The following is an 18,963-nucleotide window of genomic DNA, read 5'->3' as shown; positions in this document are numbered from 1 at the left end:
TTCTATTGATAAAAGACATACATATGTATATAGTAGTATATATATGTATGTTTTTTTCTTTTTAGACAAAATTTCTTAAAATTTTTATATAAAGGATGTGCAGTCTTGTGAAGTTAAGTTCACTATGCAAAAAAGTAATTAATAAAACAAAAGAGGGACTATTGTGTAAATTTCATTTGAAAATTTACTTTATTTCCATTTCAAGTGTATGTATAGCCTTACTATTAACAGTCTATGTGTCATACGCAGGCATTAATGAATTATACAATAACTCATCACAAGAAATAAGTAACGGACTGGTAACATTAAATGAAGAATATTTGAATAACTATATAAGCATTACCTCACAACTTATCTCGACTAAAATGAATCGTTTTTTTGATGAACAAGCTATAACTGCAGACATTTATCAGAAAATTTTAGATAATGAAGAACAATTCAAACCATTACTTAGCACTGCAAATGCATTGCCTTTTTTCAAAGATAATATAAGTTTCAATGGAAGATGGTATCAAAATACACCTAATAAGCCTACTGTTTTGTACATTGAAAGATATCTTTTGGATAAAAACATGAAAATAAAACCTGAAGTTCAAAAGGAAGTTAATCGATCCACAATTCTTGATTTGATTTTGCCCTCTATCTATAAATATGGTGAAAAAAAAGTAGCTGTATATTATCAAGGACCAAAGGGACAAGAGTTTATAAGAAGTGCTCCATGGAATGATATAGGTAATGGATTTGATAAAATATATCCAGCTATTGTGGACACTCCTATTTTACAAGCTTTTAACCCAGGGTTAGTTGAAGATTTTGAAAAACTAATGAAAAATAATGAGAAATATAAAAAAAACCCTGAAACACTAGCTATAATTAAGCCACCCTATATAGATGGATCTACAGGGAAAGTGATAATGACCTTAAGTTTACCACTTTGGAATAAGCAAAGAGACACATTTAAAGGGACTATTGCCCTAGATATTGAATTAGATGAAATAATAAATTATACAAGAAATTTAAAACTTGCGAGTAGTGGGTTCGCATACTTAAGCCACTCTAATGGAAATATATTTGCAGTAAATGAAAGTGGAGAAAAAATATTAGGACTAAAAACTATGATAGATTCTACCTTAAAGCCAACCTCTAGCGCAGAGTATGATGCAATGCAAAGATTTTTTAAGGATAGCAAATATGAGTCAGTAAAAAAAATAAAACTACCTACTACTATGGAAATTGAGCAAACCGAAATCACTATAAACGGGGAAAATTATATTCATTTTCAACAAAATTTAAGTTCTTTTAATACCTGGAGCAAGGAAAAATCTTTTTCAAAAGACACATGGACCTTGGGATTTTTAGTTCCTAAACAAGAGTTGTATGGAACATATAATAATGTACGCGAGCAAATAAGCGGAACTAAACGGCAGATCCTTGTTAATCAAACTTATATATCTGTAGGTATTATTTTATTTCTTGGAATTATCATTTATTTGTTATTTAGCAAAATAACAAATAATTTAAAGAAGTTAGAATATGCTGCTTTAGAGATAAAGAATGGAAATTATGAGGTAAATTTAGATGTAAAGTCTAATGATGAATTTGGAAGACTTGCTGAAACCATTGAAAAAATGCTTTATGAAATTAAAACAACTTTTCAGCGTTTAAAAGATCAAAATGGAGTGCTTAAAAATGAAATAGAATATAGAGAGGATAAAGAGCGCATTATTAAACGTTTAGAAAGTTATGACACTACCACAAATTTACCAAATCAGAATGCTTTAGAAAGGGATCTAGAGGAATATCTTAAGTTATATGAAAGTATCTCAGTAATTATAATAGGTATTGATGATTTCAGAAAAATAAATGAAGCTATCGAAAGACATGGGGGAAATGAAGTTTTAAAGATTATTTCAGCTCGCTTAAAGGGTATAAAAAGTGTAGGTCAAATCTATAAAATAACAGGTGATGAATTTGTAGTTCTCTATCATAACATTGAAGGGCCTGAAAGAATGATTACAGAGGCTGAACATATTTTAAATGTATTTAAAAATCCTATTTTTGTAAAAAACAAAGAAATATTTACAACTGTTAGTATGGGAATAAGCACTTGCCGGAGGGATAGTGATAATGCAAATTCATTGTTAAAATTTGCATCTATTGCACTAAATCGTGCAAAAGAAAACCAAAAGGGGAAATATAAGTTTTATGATGAAAAATTGAACACTATATCACAAAAGAGAATGAATATGGTATATGAACTAAGACATGCAATATCTAATAATGAATTAGAATTACATTATCAACCACAAATACATTTTAGCACTAAGAAAATCATTGGGATGGAAGCGCTACTTAGATGGAATAGCAAGGTTCTAGGCCCGATAACGCCTGATGAATTCATACCCCTAGCTGAGGAGTTTGGTTTAATTCAAGAAATAGGTCAATGGGTTATTTATAATGCTTGCAAACAGACTAAAAAATGGCATGACATTGGTTATGATAATTTGTGTATTGCCATAAATGTTTCACCATTACAATTTACCACAACAGATTTATTTGCCATAGTTAAGGACACTTTATTAGAAACGGGGCTTCTAGCAAAGAATTTAGAAATTGAAGTTACTGAAGGCATTTTTATTAATAATATGGAAAAAGTAATTCAGACTTTAAAAAAGTTAAGAGAAAAATCTGTGAAGGTAGCAGTGGATGATTTTGGAACTGGATATTCCTGCTTAAGTTATATAAAAGAGCTACCTATAGATAAATTAAAAATAGATAGATCATTTATAAAGGATATACCAGATATCGACAATGGATCACTAGCCAACACTATAATTGAAATTGGTAAGAACTTTGGTCTTAAGATTATTGCTGAAGGGGTAGAGACGGAGGCACAAGAAAAATTTTTAATGCAAAGAGGTTGTGATCAGGCGCAAGGATATTATTATAGCGAACCACTAAGCGTTACGGATTTTACCGATTTACTTTCAAATAAAAAGTTTTATAATATTGAAATTCATGAATAAATGTAAATAAAATACGAGAATTTTTGAAATTTAATATTTTCAAAGAAATTAAGCGTAAAGAATGCTATAATTATATTTTGAATTATATATTGGGATTTACGATTAAAGTAAAAGAAGGTGGAAGTAATTAAAGATAATAAATATTTACCTATTAGTAAAAGTGATATTTTAGATAGAGGTTGGAGTGAATTAGATTTTATTATAGTTACAGGGGATGCATATGTAGATCATCATAGTTTTGGAACAGCAATTATTTCAAGGGTTCTAGAAAATGAAGGCTATAAGGTAGGAATAATAGCGCAACCTGATTGGAAAGATACTGAGGACTTTAAGAAACTGGGTAGACCAAGACTAGGATTTCTAGTTAATGCTGGTAATATGGATTCTATGGTTAATCATTATACAGTAAGTAAAAAAATAAGAGAAAAGGATTTATATTCTCCTGGTGCAAAGATGGGACTTCGTCCTGACAGAGCAACAATAGTCTACTGCAATAAAATAAGAGAAGCATATAAAGGGATTCCTCTTATTATTGGTGGTATAGAAGCAAGTTTAAGGCGTTTTGCTCATTATGACTATTGGAGTGACAAGGTAAGAAAATCTATGTTAATTGATAGTGGGGCAGATCTACTAATATTTGGCATGGGTGAGAAACAAGTTGTTAACGTTGCAAATAAATTAAATGAAGGTATAGATATAAAAGACATTACACAAGTGCTTGGTACATGTTATGTAACAGAGGATATAGGTAGTATTGGTGACTACGTTGAAATAGCAACCTATAAAGAAGTCTGCAATGATATGAAAAAATATGCACAGGCTTTTAAAATACAATATGATGAACAAGACCCTATTAGGGGTGGAGTTATAGTACAAAAGCATACTAATAAGTATCTTGTTCAAAACAAACCAGAAATGCCACTAACTAGAGAAGAATTAGATGTTGTTTATGGTTTGCCTTATCAAAGAAATTATCATCCTATTTATGAAAAGATGGGTGGAATACCGGCTATCGAAGAAGTTCAGTTCAGTTTAGTTAGTTCAAGAGGATGTTTTGGTAGCTGCGCTTTCTGTGCCATAACTTTTCATCAAGGCAGAATTGTGCAAAGTAGAAGTGAAAAATCACTATTAGAAGAAGCAATCGAAATTACAAAATTAAAAGATTTTAAAGGATATATACATGATGTAGGAGGTCCCACAGCAAATTTTAGGAAACCTGCCTGTGATAAACAATTAAAAGTAGGTGCTTGCAAAGATAAGCAATGTTTGCATCCTGCTCCCTGCAAGAATCTAAATGTTGATCATATGGAATATTTAAACGTGCTCCGAAAACTTCGAGAATTACCAAAGGTTAAAAGAGTTTTTGTACGTTCCGGGCTTCGTTATGATTATATTATGGCAGACAAAAATGAAACCTTTTTTAATGAACTTATTAAGCATCATGTCAGTGGCCAACTAAAGGTTGCACCAGAGCATGTTTCTCATAAAGTCTTAAAATTTATGGGCAAACCAGCAGGTAGAACTTATGATAAATTCAGGGAAAAGTTTTATAAGGCTACTGAGAAAATAGAAAAAAAACAATATCTTATTCCTTATTTAATGTCTAGCCACCCAGGGTGTAGCATAAGTTCCGCAGTAGAACTGGCAGAATACCTTAGGGATACTAATTACCAACCTGAACAAGTTCAAGATTTCTATCCAACTCCAGGTACACCATCAACAACCATGTTTTATACAGGACTTGATCCAAATACCCTTGAAGAAGTTCATATACCTAAAACCAAGCATGAAAAAGCCATGCAAAGGGCATTACTTCAATTTAAAGATCCTATGAAATATGATTTGGTATATTCTGCACTAATTGAGGCAAATAGAGAAGATCTAATAGGTTACGGACCTAAGTGTTTAATAAAACCACGAGGTCAAAAAAATAAAGAACACTTAAATACCTCAAACAACAAACCAAAACAACAAAAGGGCAAAGAAGGGAAAAATGTAAGAGTTGTAACTAAAGATAAGGTTTCAAATAAAAACTATAAAAATAAGAGTAAGGCAACTACCACCGAAAATAAAACGAATTTTGGAAGCAGACAAGAAAATAAAAATAAGACAAGAAACAAAAAAAGAAAATAGGTAGATATAACAAATGCCTACATCCATAATATGGATGTAGGCATTTGTTATATCTCAACTTTTACTATTTTATTTATGCTTTCGTCTTCTACTAGTTCACTCTTACTGAAACCCTTTCTAAAATATCTAATTTGCTTATATTTAACTTTGTTCATTTCAAAATCTAAAACGTCTATTCTATCGCCTTTATAAATAACAGCTTTTTTACTACCTTTTAAAAACACATGTACTTCCATAATTATTTATTAGCTGCAAGCAGCCACTCCTTCCTTGGTATTTATGAATTTCACTGTTGAAAAAAATCATATATTACTATGTAAATTATAATTCCATTATGTTTATTTATCAAGCTGAAACAAGCGAGAAATTTAATAATAGTTAACCATTTATTTATTAGTGAATATAATATTAATAAAAATAATAGTAGTAGGTGATTGAAATGTACACTGATAGTATTTTAAGTTTGATAGGAAATACACCCCTTATAAGCTTAAAAAAGCTATACGATTCAAATATATTTGCTAAGGCAGAATTTCTTAATCCAGGGGGAAGTATAAAGGATAGAATTGCAAAATTTATGATTGAGCAAGCAGAGGAGGAAGGAATATTAAAGCAGGGAATGACAATAATGGAAGCTACCTCAGGAAATACGGGGATAGGGCTCACTTTGGTAGGAATTCAAAAGGGTTATAGGGTAGTTATTGTAATGCCTGAAAATATGAGTGATGAAAGAAAGAAATTAATTAGGTTACTAGGAGGAGAACTTATATTAACCCCTAAGTCAGAAAATGTTGAAGGTGCTTTAAATGAAGTTAAAAGACAATTAAAGGATAATCCCAATATTTTTGTGCCCAATCAATTTACTAACATTAATAATCCACTAATTCATTATAATACTACTGCTGTTGAAATATGGAATGAATTGCAGGGTAAAGTAGATGTTTTCATTTCAGGCATAGGCAGTGGTGGAACGCTTCAAGGTATCGGTTCATTTTTAAAAGACAAGAATCCGGAATGCATAATTGCTGCAGTGGAACCCAAAAATGTTTCCGCTCTTTTAGGGCATACCCCTGGATTCCATAAGATACAAGGGATTGGGGATGGATTTATTCCAAAAGTATTAGATGTTTCATTAATTAATGATATAATAATGGTTACTGACGAAGAGGCTATCGATACCGCTAAAAAAATAGCAAGATTAGCAGGCGCTTTAGTTGGAATCTCTTCTGGAGCCAATATATGGGCAGCAAAAAAAATGGCAGAGAAATACGGCAAGGATAAAAATATTGTGACTATTTTACCAGATAGAGTGGAAAGATATTTTAGTATGGATATGTTCTAAAAGCAGTAGAAATTATAAAATTAAACTTACTCTACAGATACCTTTTATTGAAAATCTAGATTTATTTCTAAAAGGAGATAAGAAAATGATTTGTAAAGAATATTTATTAGATACTAATATAGTTATAAAAGTGTGGAGTAAATATCCTAACTTACTAGATACGATTGAAAATATAGAATCAGTTGATTTTAAAATCTCTGAGGATATTGCTGGAGAGTTATCCGTAAAGGAGTATGTACAATTCAATGAGGAGTTTGTACTTTCAAATAAATTTTTGAAATTATTGGGACATATTATTAATAATAGTGGTCCTAGTTTAACTAAAGATTTCATTGAAAGTCATTTTATTAAGTATGAGAAGAATGAAAGTATATATTTTGTTAATGGAGATAAAATTTCTATAAATGACTATAGCCTAATTGATATTTGCGAAAGGAATAAAGGCTATACCCTTGTTACAGAAGATAAAAAAATGCTTCGAAGTGCAAAAATCATTCTAGATTCTTCGAGGGTATTAAACTTTCAACAATTTCTAGATGAGCTAAGAGAGTTAAAGGTGTTATAATAAACAATAAATAATAGGCTGCAATTTTACTGAATTGCAGCCTATTATACTGTTTTAAATGATTATGATTCATTTAATGGTTTTCTCTAAATACTGTTTAAAGTTTAAATTCCATAATTCATAAGTTTTGGAGCTTTCATCCCTAACTACTAATAAAAATTCTTCTAGTACACCTAAATTGTTTAGGCCTTTCATTAGATGTCGTGGGTAAATTACCTTCTTCGAATAATTATTTTTAGGATCAATTACAGTAATTGAAAAATCTTCTTTTAAGTATAAGTCTTTGCACCTAATATCTAGTCTCTTAAAATTTAGTCTCTTGAATTCTTCAATAAGTTCTATTAGGTTATGTGAGATTTCTTTATTAATGCCGTGCTTCTTTATATATTTGTCTAGCCGCTCTCCACTTGCATAATCTCGTATAATGTAGTAATCTCCATGTTCATAAACTTTAGGAAAATATTTGCTCCTTCTAGTTTTCACAAAAATCTTATATTCCTTGCCACAAATTCTTTTATCTTTGAAAATTTTGATTATTCTTTGGTTAGGAAGCGTATATACTATTCCGTTATGACCAGACCCTAAAAACTCTGATTTTCTAAGCATTTTTTCTACTTTACTATTTAATTGAATATAATAATTACCGTTTTCGTCCATTTAATCATCTTCTTTATAATTATATTACTATATTATATGATGGAAGTTTATAAGTATTTCTTAGATATGAATAAAAAGAAAATAATTATTTTTTATCCAGATGATTTTTATTATCTAAATAACTTTTATTATCTAAATAACTTTTATTATCTGATGCCATTTTTATAGCATCATTAATGCTTTTTATAAATTTGTTTCTATAAGAAACAAAGCTTCTCCCATCTTGAATTATTTTGCCGGTATTTTGGGGAGGTTCTTTGATTTTAAAAACCATATCATTGAGAGCTTCTAGCCTTTTAATTAGACTAGTATTTTGCTCTTGGAGTTCATCTTCATAAGTGCTAGTATTGGCTTGAACTATATTTGAATTAATTAATGTTTCAGAATACTGAAATCCTTTAAATATTCCCTTATAATAGGATAGCTCAATAAAATCGCGAGTTCTAGGTGAGGTGGTTTGTTTTAATAATGATTCTATATAAAAATCTTCTATATCATCATTCTTAAAGCCACTTTTCACTGCTCTATTCATAATTCTATCCGCTATTGCTTTAATTTTTTTATTTTTAAAATTCATATTTATCCTCCATTTTTAAATTTTTCTTTTGTCAATTAAATCAAATATAATTTAACCCTATTTAATATTAACAAAATAAGTGGCATGAGTAAACAGAAATAAGCCTCAGCACTGAAAATATGCGCTGAGGCTTTTGGTTAATTTTAAATGACTTTCGTTTATTGTATTGGAACTTCTAATAAATCATTTCCATTTAAAATGTAATCACTGTTATAAACTGATAAGTTCACTTCATTATCATTCTCATTTTGTATTTGAAGAATGTTGGCATTAAACTTAATGTTTAAAAGTGCACCTCTAAAGGTTATTTTAAAAGAACACGAGCGCCAATGTTTAGGGATAAATGGATTTAAAGTCAATTTATTATCACTAACCCTGAGCCCTCCAAAGCCATGAACTACCGCCATCCATGTTCCTGCCATGCTAGTAGAGTGACAACCGTCATTTGTGTCATTGTTGTAGTTATCAAGATCAAGTCTAGAAGTCCTTAAATACATTTCATAAGCTTTATCATAATTCCCGATTTTTGCAGCTAATATAGTATGAATGCAAGGGGACAAGGAAGACTCATGTACAGTTCTAGGTTCATAGAAATCAAAATTTCTTTTAATTGTATCAGTATCATATTCGTGTTCAAATAAGTAAATACCTTGAAGTACATCTGCTTGTTTTATAAAGCAAGACCTAAGTATTCTATCCCATGACCAGTTTTGATTTATTGGTAGATGTTTTTTATTTAATGCACTAACTAATATCTGTTCTTTGTCCATATAGCCATCTTGTTGTAGGAAAATGCCGAGTTCTTCATCACAAGGATAGTACATATTTTCAATGATATTCTTCCAAGTAATCATTTCATCCTCTTTAAAATTAAGTTTTTCCTTAAGCGCGCTCAATCTTTCAGGTTCATTTTGACTTAGGTAATTTATAACCTCAAGTGTATACTGCAGCGTCCAGCAGGCAATTTTATTTGTATACCAGTTATTGTTAACATTGTTCTCATATTCATTAGGTCCAGTAACACCTAAAATAACATATTTATTTTTATTTTTTGAGAAGGTAGCTCTCTGAGCCCAAAATCTTGATATGGCAGCTAGCACTTCAAAACTAAATTCACCAAGGCAAGACTTATCGCCAGTATAATTTACATAATTGTAATTAGCATAAGCTATAGCTCCATTTCTGTGAATTTCCTCAAAGGTTATTTCCCACTCATTATGGCATTCTTCACCATTCATTGTTACCATTGGATAAAGGGCTGCTCCATTTGTAAACCCTAATTTTTCAGCATTTTCTATTGCTTTGTCTAATTGCTTGTATCTATATAATAAAAGGTTCCTTGATACTTTTTCTTCAGAAGTACTTAGAAAGAAGGGGATGCAATAAGCTTCGGTATCCCAGTAAGTGCTACCCCCATATTTTTCACCAGTGAAACCTTTTGGTCCTATATTTAGCCTATAATCTTCTCCAGTATAGGTCTGGTTTAATTGGAATATATTGAATCTAATACCCTGCTGTGCAGAAATATCACCTTCAATAACTATATCGCTTTCCTTCCACTTTTCTTCCCAAGCATCAGCCTGTTCTTTTAGTAATATTTCAAATCCATCTACTTTAGATTTGCTACAAAGTTCTTTAGTTATTCCAATTAACTCTTTTATTTCATAATATCTTGAGGAGGTATTTGCAACATATTTATAAATTATAATTTCATCATTTTCATTGCAATTGATAAATGCAGTATTAGAAATATATTTTTCGCTTTGTTCAAATGCTACAATTGGTTTAACGGTCTCACCGTTTTTAGTTATTTCATATGACATATATGTGCAGATATGAAAATCTAATTTCTTGGTTTTAAGCATCATATATCCCTCATAAGGTTTAACTTCACTAGAAATCTCATCCCAGAACTTCTCATCATAGTTGGAATCAGAATTCATAACATCTCCATCAAGGTAAGGTGTAATTTCTAGTTTGCCTTCAAAATTCAATGGTACTATAGAATACTTTATTACGCCGATTTCACCACGTGTCATGCTTATGAATCTTTTAGCCTTTACTCTAATCTCATTACCGTTTGAAAGTACAGCCACAAAGCTTCTTTGTAAATATCCTTGCTGCATATTTAAAACTCTCTCAAATTCTGTTACGCTGCACTTAGCAAGATCTAGTGAAATATCATTAATTTTTATGTTTATACCAATCCAATTTGTTGAATTTAAAACCTTAGCAAAATATTCTGGATAGCCGTTTTTCCACCAGCCAACTCTAGTTTTATCAGGATAATAAACCCCAGCTATATAATTTCCTTGAAGGGATGTACCACTGTATTCCTCTTCAAAATTTGCTCTTTGTCCCATATATCCATTGCCTAAACTGAATATGCTTTCAGATATTTCATTATTATCTGCATTAAAGCCTTGTTCAATAATATTCCATTCGTCTAATTTATAATAGTGTTTCATCAAAAGTCCTCCTAGTATTTCTCTGGGGCACTAAACAATTATCAATTGTTTTGCCCATTATAATTTTAATTTATCGAAAGTCATATCAGTAAATCCTGAAACAACCAAATGAGCCTTTTTTAAAATATTTTCAGAACCTATTCCAATGCAATACATTCCAGCATTGATAGCCGCTTCAACTCCAGCTTCAGCATCTTCAAAGACAATACACTCACTAGGCAATACCTTAAGTGCCTCAGCACCTTTTAAGAAAACTTCAGGGTCGGGTTTTGCTTTAGAAACTTTTGTACCATCAATTATCGCATCAAAATAATTCGTTAGATTCAACTTATCAAGAATAAGCATGGAATTCTTACTTGCAGAACCTAATGCAACTTTTATGCTATCAGCTTTAATGCTTTCTAAAAAACCAATAACCCCAGGCAAAATATCCTTTGGAGTTAAATTAGAAATATACTCCACATACCAAATGTTCTTTTTTTGGGCTAGTTCAATTTTTATGTTATTATCTAATGTAATATTACCTATCTCTAATATAATATTCAATGACTGCATTCTGCTTACACCTTTTAACCTCTCATTATCTTGCAATGAAAACTCAATGTTAAGTTCCTGCGCTAGTCTCTTCCATGCTAAGTAATGATATTTGGCAGTATCAACCAATACTCCATCTAAATCAAATATAACTGCTTTAATATTGTGCATAGCTTCCTCCCTTACGTTTATATAAATTACTATATTAATGAAAATGTTTACTTATAATATTTAAAACCTATAGTTATATAATAATATAAAATCATGCATTTGTGAATGCGTTTGCACAAAATAATTTGTATTATTTTTTATACGTCAAAACATTGTGGTTAAAATAATAAAATAGTATACAATCAACGAATTCAATGGTGCACCAAAGCAAGATTAGGTAAAGTAGAAGCGATCACAAAAGTAAAACAATATATCTATTGACAGAAGTTAAACTGAAAGATTATAATCAAATTAAATACTTTGCAACCGATTGCACAACGATATGGCATAGATATCAAGTATAGTTGTGCTTCATTTAAAAGAAAATAGCATATTAGTTAGTTATTTTAGATAATGTCTAACAATTTCAAGCTAACCTTGCACAATATTACATTTAATAATATAATTAGCATAGAATATTTTTAGAAAGTAGGAAGTGAAGTTTCATGTCAGTAACCATAAGAGAAGTGGCAAAGCTTGCAAATGTATCACCATCCACAGTTTCAAGGGTAATTGCGGACAATCCTAAAATTAGTGATGCAACAAAACAGAAAGTTTATAAAGCAATGAAAGAAATGAATTATCACCCTAATGCCATAGCCAGGAGCCTAGTTAGTAAAACAACGAAGACTATAGGGCTTATTTTACCTAATACTGATGAGGATTTGTTTGTTAATCCATTTTTTATTCAGATTATGAGAGGCATAAGTCATTATGCGCAAAAAAAAGGATACTATATTATGTACACTTACAGTAATAATGAAGATCAAGAAGTAGAGTATATAGCAAGTTTAATGAATAGTAGAAGAGTAGACGGCATTATTTTGCCAGTAGTTAGAAAAAACGATAAATGTATCGCTTATTTAAAAGAAGCAGATTATCCTTTTGTAGTAATAGGTAAACCTGAAGATACAGAAGGGCTTTTATGGGTTGATAATGATAACTTTCACGCCATGTATAGTGTTGTTAATTACCTTATACAAAAAGGCGAGAGAAAAATTGCATTTATAGGAGGTTCACCTACACTTAATGTAACTATAAATAGATTAGAAGGTTATAAAAAAGCTATGGAAAATATTGGCGTAAAAATAGATGAAAATATGATCCAAGTAGCAGAATTCACAGAAATCAGTGGCTATGATGCTATGAAACGAATTTTGGAAAAATCTAGCCCTACAGCAGTTGTTACCACTGATGACTTAATTGCCTTTGGTGCATCAAAAGCTATAAGTGAAATGTCACAAAACCATATTTCAATTGTTGGATTTAATAACACGCCATTAACTGCCTACAGGAATCCTGCACTATCTTCAGTGGATATTAATTCTGAAGAATTAGGTTATTTTGCAGTTAAGCTATTAATAAACAAATTGGAAAACGAGAAAGAATATATAACTAATTATATTATTGATACAAAATTAGTTGAAAGAGATTCAACTAAATAACTCTAGTTTTCTAGGGTTATTTTTGGTATGCACACATATTATGAAAAATAGCTATTGTTATATTTTTACTATTTTTAAGGAGAGAGATTGATAATGGATGAAGTATTAGGAAATAATGAATTCACTTATGATGGAAATGATTTAGGCGCAGTTTATACTACACATAATACAACATTTAAAGTTTGGGCACCTACTGTGGAAAAAATCACAGTAGTGGTTTATGAAGCTTTCAATGATGAATTAGGAAAAAGACATGTCATGGCAAAAGGCCAAAATGGCATTTGGGAGCTTAAACTTCGGGGTGATTTTAAAAATAAATATTATAATTATTTAGTAACAAAAGATGGGATCGAAAGAGAAACACCAGATATATATACTAAAGGCTCCAGTGCTAATGGAGAGAAGGGTATGATTGTTGATTTCAATTCAATAGATCCCAATAATTGGAAAACGCATAAAAGACCTTTACCAATTAATAGAACAGAGGCGGTAATATATGAAATTCATATTAGAGATTTTTCAGTATCGGTGGACTCTGGGATCAAACATAAAGGGAAATATTTAGGTTTTACTGAAAAAAACACTAAAACCTCTCATGGTGTTGTTACGGGGCTGGACCACCTTAAAGATTTAGGGATAACTCATGTTCATTTATTGCCTGTTTATGATTTTGAAAGTGTGGATGAAACTGTGGGTGGATATAATTGGGGATATGATCCTTATTTATACAATGTTCCTGAGGGTTCTTATGCAACAGATTCAAAGGATGGCACTGTAAGAATTAGAGAGTTTAAGACTCTGATCCAAACACTTCATGAAAATGGAATCAATGTAATTATGGATGTTGTTTATAATCACTCTGTTACTATAGAAAATTCACCAATGGACATCTTGGTACCAGGATATTATTATAGAATGGATGGGAACGGCAACTATACTAATGGTTCGGGTTGTGGAAATGAAATAGCTTCAGAAAAAACAATGGTAAGAAAATTCATAGTAGATAGCATTGTGTTTTGGGCTCGTGAATATAAGATAGATGGATTTAGATTTGATTTAATGGCTCTACATGATATTGATACAATGAAAGAAGTAACTAGGCAAGCAAAAATTATTAATCCAAATATTATTATCTATGGTGAACCATGGACAGGCGGACAATCAGCGCTAGAACCTTCAAAACAAATGAGAAAAGGCTGTCAAAATGGAATGCAAGTATCCTTATTTAATGATGAAATGAGAAATGCAATAAAGGGAGATAACGATGGCAGTTGGGCAGGTTTTGTAAATGGTAGAGGCGGACTAGAACCCGAAATTAAGAAGGGGATTGTTGGTGGCATTAAATATAACAATGAAATATGTAATTTTGCGCAGGAGCCTGGAGAAGCAATAAACTATGTAAGTTCACATGACAATTTATGTTTATATGATAAATTTGAAAAAAGTAATCCTACTAACACTCCTTTAGAAAGAGAAAAAATGAGTAGATTGGCATTATCTATTATCCTTACCAGCCAAGGAGTGCCTTTTATTCAAGGTGGAACCGAAATACTAAGGACTAAACAAGGAAACCATAATAGCTATAATTCTGGTGACGCTGTGAATGAAATTGGGTGGAGTAGAAAAGCTGAATATATGGAAACTTATGAATATATTAAGGGTTTAATCTCTTTAAGAAAAAGCCAAAAGGTTATGACCTTAGACAGCGCAGGTCAAGTAAGAAAATCTCTGATATTCCTTGAAGCACCTTCTAATTGCGTGGCTTACGAATTAACTTCCGCCTTCAAAGATGATTATAGTAAATTAATTATAATTCATAATTCTAATAGTCAAATGATAAAAGTAATTTTACCGGATTCTAATGAGTGGAAAATTTTAGCTAATGAACATGAAGTGGATAAAACAGGTATAAATAAAGGAATAAAAACTTGTATTAATGAGGTAAGTATACCTTCCATTTCTACCTATATATTATGTAGATAATGGTTAAATCATCACCTGCGCGCAACAATATTAACTACTTCAGAAGGAGAACTAGACTAACAGTGGAGTTTCTTTTGTTTGTGCCTCCACTTATAGAAGTGGAGACTTTCCTTCTGAAATGTCGTTAAAATAGCGGATATAGTGAAAGTATCTAAGTTTGGAGGATATATGAAAAAAATGATTTATTTTCAAATATTTTTTTCTTTTTTAATCTTCATTGCCGCCAATTTTTATCTTGGCAGAAAAGGTTGGGTATTTATAAAGACAGTCATTCCCAAAATTAGTGTTTATTTATATTGGGCCATGTTTATTTTTATTGCATTATCTTTTATAATAGCAAGACTTAGTAAAGATAAAGTACCACACTTTTTAGAAAAACTTCTTAACATTTTAGGCGGATACTGGATTGCAGCATTTTTATATTTTATAATATTGCTAGGAGTAATAGATATTGTAAAATTAATTCTAGGCATTAAAAGATTTGAATTCATAGGTACTAAAACCTTACAAAATATATATTTTATATTTAACATAGGAGCACTTATCATTGTTGCAATTTTGCTAGTATACGGAACATATAATGCTTTAAATTTGAAAACAACAAAATATTCAATAAAAATCAGCAAGGATGCAGGAAACTTAAAAAAGCTAAATATTGTAATGCTTTCAGACTTACACCTTGGTGATATTGTTGATAAACAAAGACTTTCAAAGATGGTAATTAAAATAAATGAATTAAACCCAGATATAGTAATACTGGCTGGAGATATTATTGATGATTATATACAACCTTTTATAGACCAAGAAATGGGTGTGGAATTCAAAAAAATACATTCTAAATATGGAGTTTACGCTGTTTTCGGTAATCATGAGTATTATGGAGGAGGAGTAGATAAAATTGCCTATGAATATGAAAATTCCGCAAACTTTAATCTATTAAGAGATAAGACAGTAAAAATCAATAACAGTTTTTACCTTGTTGGTAGAGAGGATTTATCCTCTGAGAGATACTCTAAATCTAAACGAAAAACAATGGATGAATTGTTAAGTGGCACAGATAAGCTTTTACCCATTATTGTAATTGATCATCAACCTGTAAAGTTTAGTGAAGGAGAAAAAGCTGGGGTTGACCTTCAATTTTCAGGTCATACACACAACGGTCAATTACTGCCTGCTAATATTGTTACTAAAAGACTATTTGAGAATGATTTTGGATTACTAACTAAAGGCACATATAATGTTGTGGTTTCAAGTGGTGCGGGAACTTGGGGACCGCCTATAAGAATAGGAACATCTTCAGAAATTGTCCAAGTAGAACTGGAGTTTAAACAATAACCCGTAATGTTTAACTCCGTACAGTTTAGAGTAGAGTGTACATAACATGAAGATATAAAAAACCTGCAATCACAAGATTTGCAGGTTTTTATACTTTATTCAAATTCATATTATAATTATCCATTGCTTTGATGTAACAGCAAGGCCTAAGGCTCTATTTCAATATAAGCTATCGCCTTTTTGTTAAACATGTATTTCTTGCCCATTGTATTAATCTCATGAGGCCTGGAGTTTTCAAAATTGTAAAACCAACTTTTGAACAAATCAGCTTCAGATTGTTTTAAATCAAGTAATTCTTTGTCACCACTAATAAAAGAAATCGTTAACATTTTATGCCCTCCCTTTCATGTAAGTATTCTATACATAGAGATATTCTATACTAAAGAGAATTCTCCTCTATTTGTAGTACTATTTATTTAAAATTATTTTTTAATCATTAAAAATTGTGATTTAATGTCTAAATTAATATATTTTCTAAATTTTTACAATTGTTTTTGTACAAAAAAAAGAAACCTACACTAGAATTGGACAGTGATAGATTTGCTTTTTTAATTTTAGTCTAAACATTCTAAACATTCATCAATTACTTCTTCTGTAATTTCAAATAATTCGTCTTTTTTCATATAAATACCTCCTTATTAGTCTAAAGGCCATAAAACAATTATTACTTGTTTAGTTCCTTTAATTTAATCTTAAATTATGCTACAACATATTAAGTTATGTTATAAGCGTTATCAGTACGTTATTTAACAAAATTTTTAATTAGGGATTCATTAAGAAATTTTCGAATGAAGAGGGTAAGAATTAAAGAATTGAAATTTTAAAATTCATGTCTTCTCTTGTTTAAGCGTTTTAATGATCCGATTTTTGCTACGTATTGGAATGTAGTTTATAATCTTAAAAATATCTTGTTTCTACTAGGTAACTCTATTATTATATATCATTTAAATACAAAATGCAAGTTTAATTTTAATTAAAATTAAATATCCAATTTACCATTGAATATTTACAATAATGGTAAATTGGATTTTAACTTTAAACTTTCAATTTTTATTTTGATATAATAGCTTGCACTCTACCTACCTGGCCATCTTCTAGCATCACCTTAATACCTCTATGGTGAACTGCTGAATTAGTTAACAATCTCTTTACTACACCTCTAGTTAGTATATTGGTTCGTTGGTCTTTTTTTAAAACAACATCTACAGTAATGCCTATAGGTATATTATTTCTTATTTGTCCTCTATTATCATTTTGTGTAATCATGTGCTTTTAATCTCCTTCAATAAAATTACTTTAAAGCATAGCCATAAATATCCATAAAAATTTGGTTTGTATATGCTTTATATATAGACAATACTCTAATTATCATTGTCTTGTCAAAAAAAAATAACACAGAGTAAAAGAATAAAATATATTTATATGGAAAATATACTGTAGAAAATACTTTTCTAGAAAGGAGAAATTGTAATGCAACAATCCTTGTCATTCATACCTGATCATCTTATATCATCTGTTTCCATTATAATTGGCGCTATTTTAGGTGGGATTTTCAGTTGGTTAATAAATAAAAATTATACTTGTAAGGCAATTGAAACGCAAAGTAAAATTGAAAAAGCCAAAAGAGAGTATCAAGATCAAAATAAAGCGTGTAAACTCAATGAATATGCCACAATTATTCAATTAGATATATGTACCTCACTATTTCAAAGTTTAAGAATGTTAAAAGAATTTAGTGATAGTAATAAAATTAGTATTTACCCTGTACCTATGAACTATAATTATGCTGAAGCTATTGTAGCTTTAACTAAAATTTTTAATTTAAAAGAAATGAGTTATATATATCAGTTATATGGAATTATAGAAAAATTGAATAATGATACAAATGCGTATCATTATAATGAAAGGCAATATACTTTAATAAAAGAAGATTGTGAGATGTTTATTAAGAAACTTTTTGGGACCAATTTCTCAAAAGCATTAGAATTTGATATGGATAAAGTAACCTATGAAAATTTATATGAAAATGAAATTATAAAACTTGGATATAAAAATGTATTAATCAAGTTAAGCAATATTGTGCAGAGGATATGATAAAAGTTTTTGAAAAGGTATTTTATTCACTTTTATAAAAAAATATTATTACATTTAAATATTAGATTGAAATATTGGGCGTATTACGATAAAATGATTAGTAGGGAAAACAACAAGTTGAGTTTGTGTAATAAAAAAAGATATAGAAATTATAAACTTAAACATAAATTCTATAGTATCTAACATTCTTTGATTTGCTGCAAAAGGAGGACAAATTTATGTCAAGTAAGAATATTGAAATTATGAAAAAAATTATTGAGGAAAAGAAAAAGAAAAGTTCAGAGCAAGGTGGAGTTTCAAGACCTGATAAAGTGATTGGAAAACCCAAAAAAGCAGCAATGAGCAATAAGAAAACTGGAGGCCTATTTGATAAATAGAAGTATCTCAAATTCTACTACAAGAATTAATAGTAATTTAAATAGATGACTCTCTTATTTTGAGGCATAATTTCTTAAAGTAATAAGTGCTAGAAGCTCTGGCACTTATTACTATTTTAATCTAGTCCAATAATAGTACTCTCTTTTTCAAAAGCATCTCTAGCTTCTAAATAGTTGCATAATTTAACAAATTCTTCTATTTTATTAATATTACATA

16 protein-coding genes are annotated in these 18,963 nt (G+C 30.0%); 9 read left to right on the top strand and 7 right to left on the bottom strand.

What is annotated here, in order from left to right; all coding sequences use genetic code 11:
• The first annotated feature begins 107 nt into the window (after positions 1 to 107).
• Together G9F72_RS27440 and G9F72_RS15320 are read left to right on the top strand one after the other, a co-directional pair.
• The gene (locus tag G9F72_RS27440) at positions 108 to 3,026 is read left to right on the top strand and encodes an EAL domain-containing protein (RefSeq protein ID WP_164955520.1); all 2,919 of its coding nucleotides are present in this window, start codon (positions 108 to 110) and stop codon (positions 3,024 to 3,026) included.
• 126 nt (positions 3,027 to 3,152) lie between these two features.
• The gene (locus tag G9F72_RS15320) at positions 3,153 to 5,159 is read left to right on the top strand and encodes a YgiQ family radical SAM protein (protein ID WP_164956048.1); all 2,007 of its coding nucleotides are present in this window, start codon (positions 3,153 to 3,155) and stop codon (positions 5,157 to 5,159) included.
• Positions 5,160 to 5,206: 47 nt separating this feature from the next.
• Here G9F72_RS15320 and G9F72_RS15315 read toward each other — a convergent pair whose 3' ends face one another.
• Positions 5,207 to 5,395, bottom strand: a complete 189-nt coding sequence (locus G9F72_RS15315) for a hypothetical protein (RefSeq protein WP_164955519.1) — start codon at positions 5,393 to 5,395, stop codon at positions 5,207 to 5,209.
• A gap of 203 nt (positions 5,396 to 5,598) precedes the next feature.
• On the opposite strand from G9F72_RS15315, the gene cysK reads away from it, so the two are divergent.
• Positions 5,599 to 6,501 (top strand): cysteine synthase A, encoded by a 903-nt coding sequence (gene cysK, locus G9F72_RS15310; protein WP_164955518.1) that lies wholly within the window; start codon positions 5,599 to 5,601, stop codon positions 6,499 to 6,501.
• Positions 6,502 to 6,586: 85 nt separating this feature from the next.
• Positions 6,587 to 7,066 (top strand): hypothetical protein, encoded by a 480-nt coding sequence (locus G9F72_RS15305; protein WP_164955517.1) that lies wholly within the window; start codon positions 6,587 to 6,589, stop codon positions 7,064 to 7,066.
• Positions 7,067 to 7,135: 69 nt separating this feature from the next.
• Here the strand turns inward: G9F72_RS15305 and G9F72_RS15300 are convergent, their stop codons facing one another.
• From G9F72_RS15300 to pgmB, 4 genes are all read right to left on the bottom strand, one after another.
• The gene (locus G9F72_RS15300) at positions 7,136 to 7,723 is read right to left on the bottom strand and encodes a protein kinase (protein ID WP_164955516.1); all 588 of its coding nucleotides are present in this window, start codon (positions 7,721 to 7,723) and stop codon (positions 7,136 to 7,138) included.
• 85 nt (positions 7,724 to 7,808) lie between these two features.
• Positions 7,809 to 8,300 carry a hypothetical protein gene (locus tag G9F72_RS15295; protein WP_164955515.1) on the bottom strand — a complete coding sequence of 164 codons (492 nt, stop codon included), beginning with the start codon at positions 8,298 to 8,300 and terminating at the stop codon, positions 7,809 to 7,811.
• Positions 8,301 to 8,458: 158 nt separating this feature from the next.
• Complete coding sequence (locus G9F72_RS15290; protein WP_164955514.1) at positions 8,459 to 10,768, bottom strand: glycoside hydrolase family 65 protein; 2,310 nt, start codon at positions 10,766 to 10,768, stop codon at positions 8,459 to 8,461.
• 57 nt (positions 10,769 to 10,825) lie between these two features.
• Positions 10,826 to 11,473, bottom strand: a complete 648-nt coding sequence (gene pgmB / locus G9F72_RS15285) for a beta-phosphoglucomutase (RefSeq protein ID WP_164955513.1) — start codon at positions 11,471 to 11,473, stop codon at positions 10,826 to 10,828.
• Positions 11,474 to 11,958: 485 nt separating this feature from the next.
• Between pgmB and G9F72_RS15280 the strand changes: the two genes are divergently transcribed.
• The 3 genes from G9F72_RS15280 to G9F72_RS15270 all read left to right on the top strand — a co-directional run bounded on the left by G9F72_RS15280 (position 11,959) and on the right by G9F72_RS15270 (position 16,275).
• Complete coding sequence (locus tag G9F72_RS15280) at positions 11,959 to 12,957, top strand: LacI family DNA-binding transcriptional regulator (protein ID WP_164955512.1); 999 nt, start codon at positions 11,959 to 11,961, stop codon at positions 12,955 to 12,957.
• Between the two features lie 93 nt (positions 12,958 to 13,050).
• Positions 13,051 to 14,940, top strand: a complete 1,890-nt coding sequence (gene pulA, locus G9F72_RS15275; RefSeq protein WP_164955511.1) for a type I pullulanase — start codon at positions 13,051 to 13,053, stop codon at positions 14,938 to 14,940.
• 168 nt (positions 14,941 to 15,108) lie between these two features.
• On the top strand, positions 15,109 to 16,275 hold the full coding sequence (locus G9F72_RS15270; RefSeq protein WP_164955510.1) for a metallophosphoesterase: 1,167 nt from the start codon (positions 15,109 to 15,111) through the stop codon (positions 16,273 to 16,275).
• A gap of 146 nt (positions 16,276 to 16,421) precedes the next feature.
• Here the strand turns inward: G9F72_RS15270 and G9F72_RS15265 are convergent, their stop codons facing one another.
• Together G9F72_RS15265 and G9F72_RS15260 are read right to left on the bottom strand one after the other, a co-directional pair.
• Complete coding sequence (locus G9F72_RS15265; RefSeq protein ID WP_164955509.1) at positions 16,422 to 16,604, bottom strand: hypothetical protein; 183 nt, start codon at positions 16,602 to 16,604, stop codon at positions 16,422 to 16,424.
• A 721-nt stretch (positions 16,605 to 17,325) separates the two neighbouring features.
• Positions 17,326 to 17,541 carry a YwbE family protein gene (locus tag G9F72_RS15260; RefSeq protein WP_164955508.1) on the bottom strand — a complete coding sequence of 72 codons (216 nt, stop codon included), beginning with the start codon at positions 17,539 to 17,541 and terminating at the stop codon, positions 17,326 to 17,328.
• A 204-nt stretch (positions 17,542 to 17,745) separates the two neighbouring features.
• Between G9F72_RS15260 and G9F72_RS15255 the strand changes: the two genes are divergently transcribed.
• Positions 17,746 to 18,369, top strand: coding sequence for a hypothetical protein (locus tag G9F72_RS15255; protein WP_164955507.1), 624 nt, complete (start codon positions 17,746 to 17,748; stop codon positions 18,367 to 18,369).
• 218 nt (positions 18,370 to 18,587) lie between these two features.
• On the top strand, positions 18,588 to 18,746 hold the full coding sequence (locus G9F72_RS15250) for a hypothetical protein (RefSeq protein WP_164955506.1): 159 nt from the start codon (positions 18,588 to 18,590) through the stop codon (positions 18,744 to 18,746).
• Positions 18,747 to 18,963: the final 217 nt, after the last annotated feature.

It is taken from the genome of Clostridium estertheticum, from assembly GCF_011065935.2.
Taxonomy (GTDB): domain Bacteria; phylum Bacillota; class Clostridia; order Clostridiales; family Clostridiaceae; genus Clostridium_AD; species Clostridium_AD estertheticum_A.
This window is presented reverse-complemented; position numbering and strand designations above follow the sequence as displayed.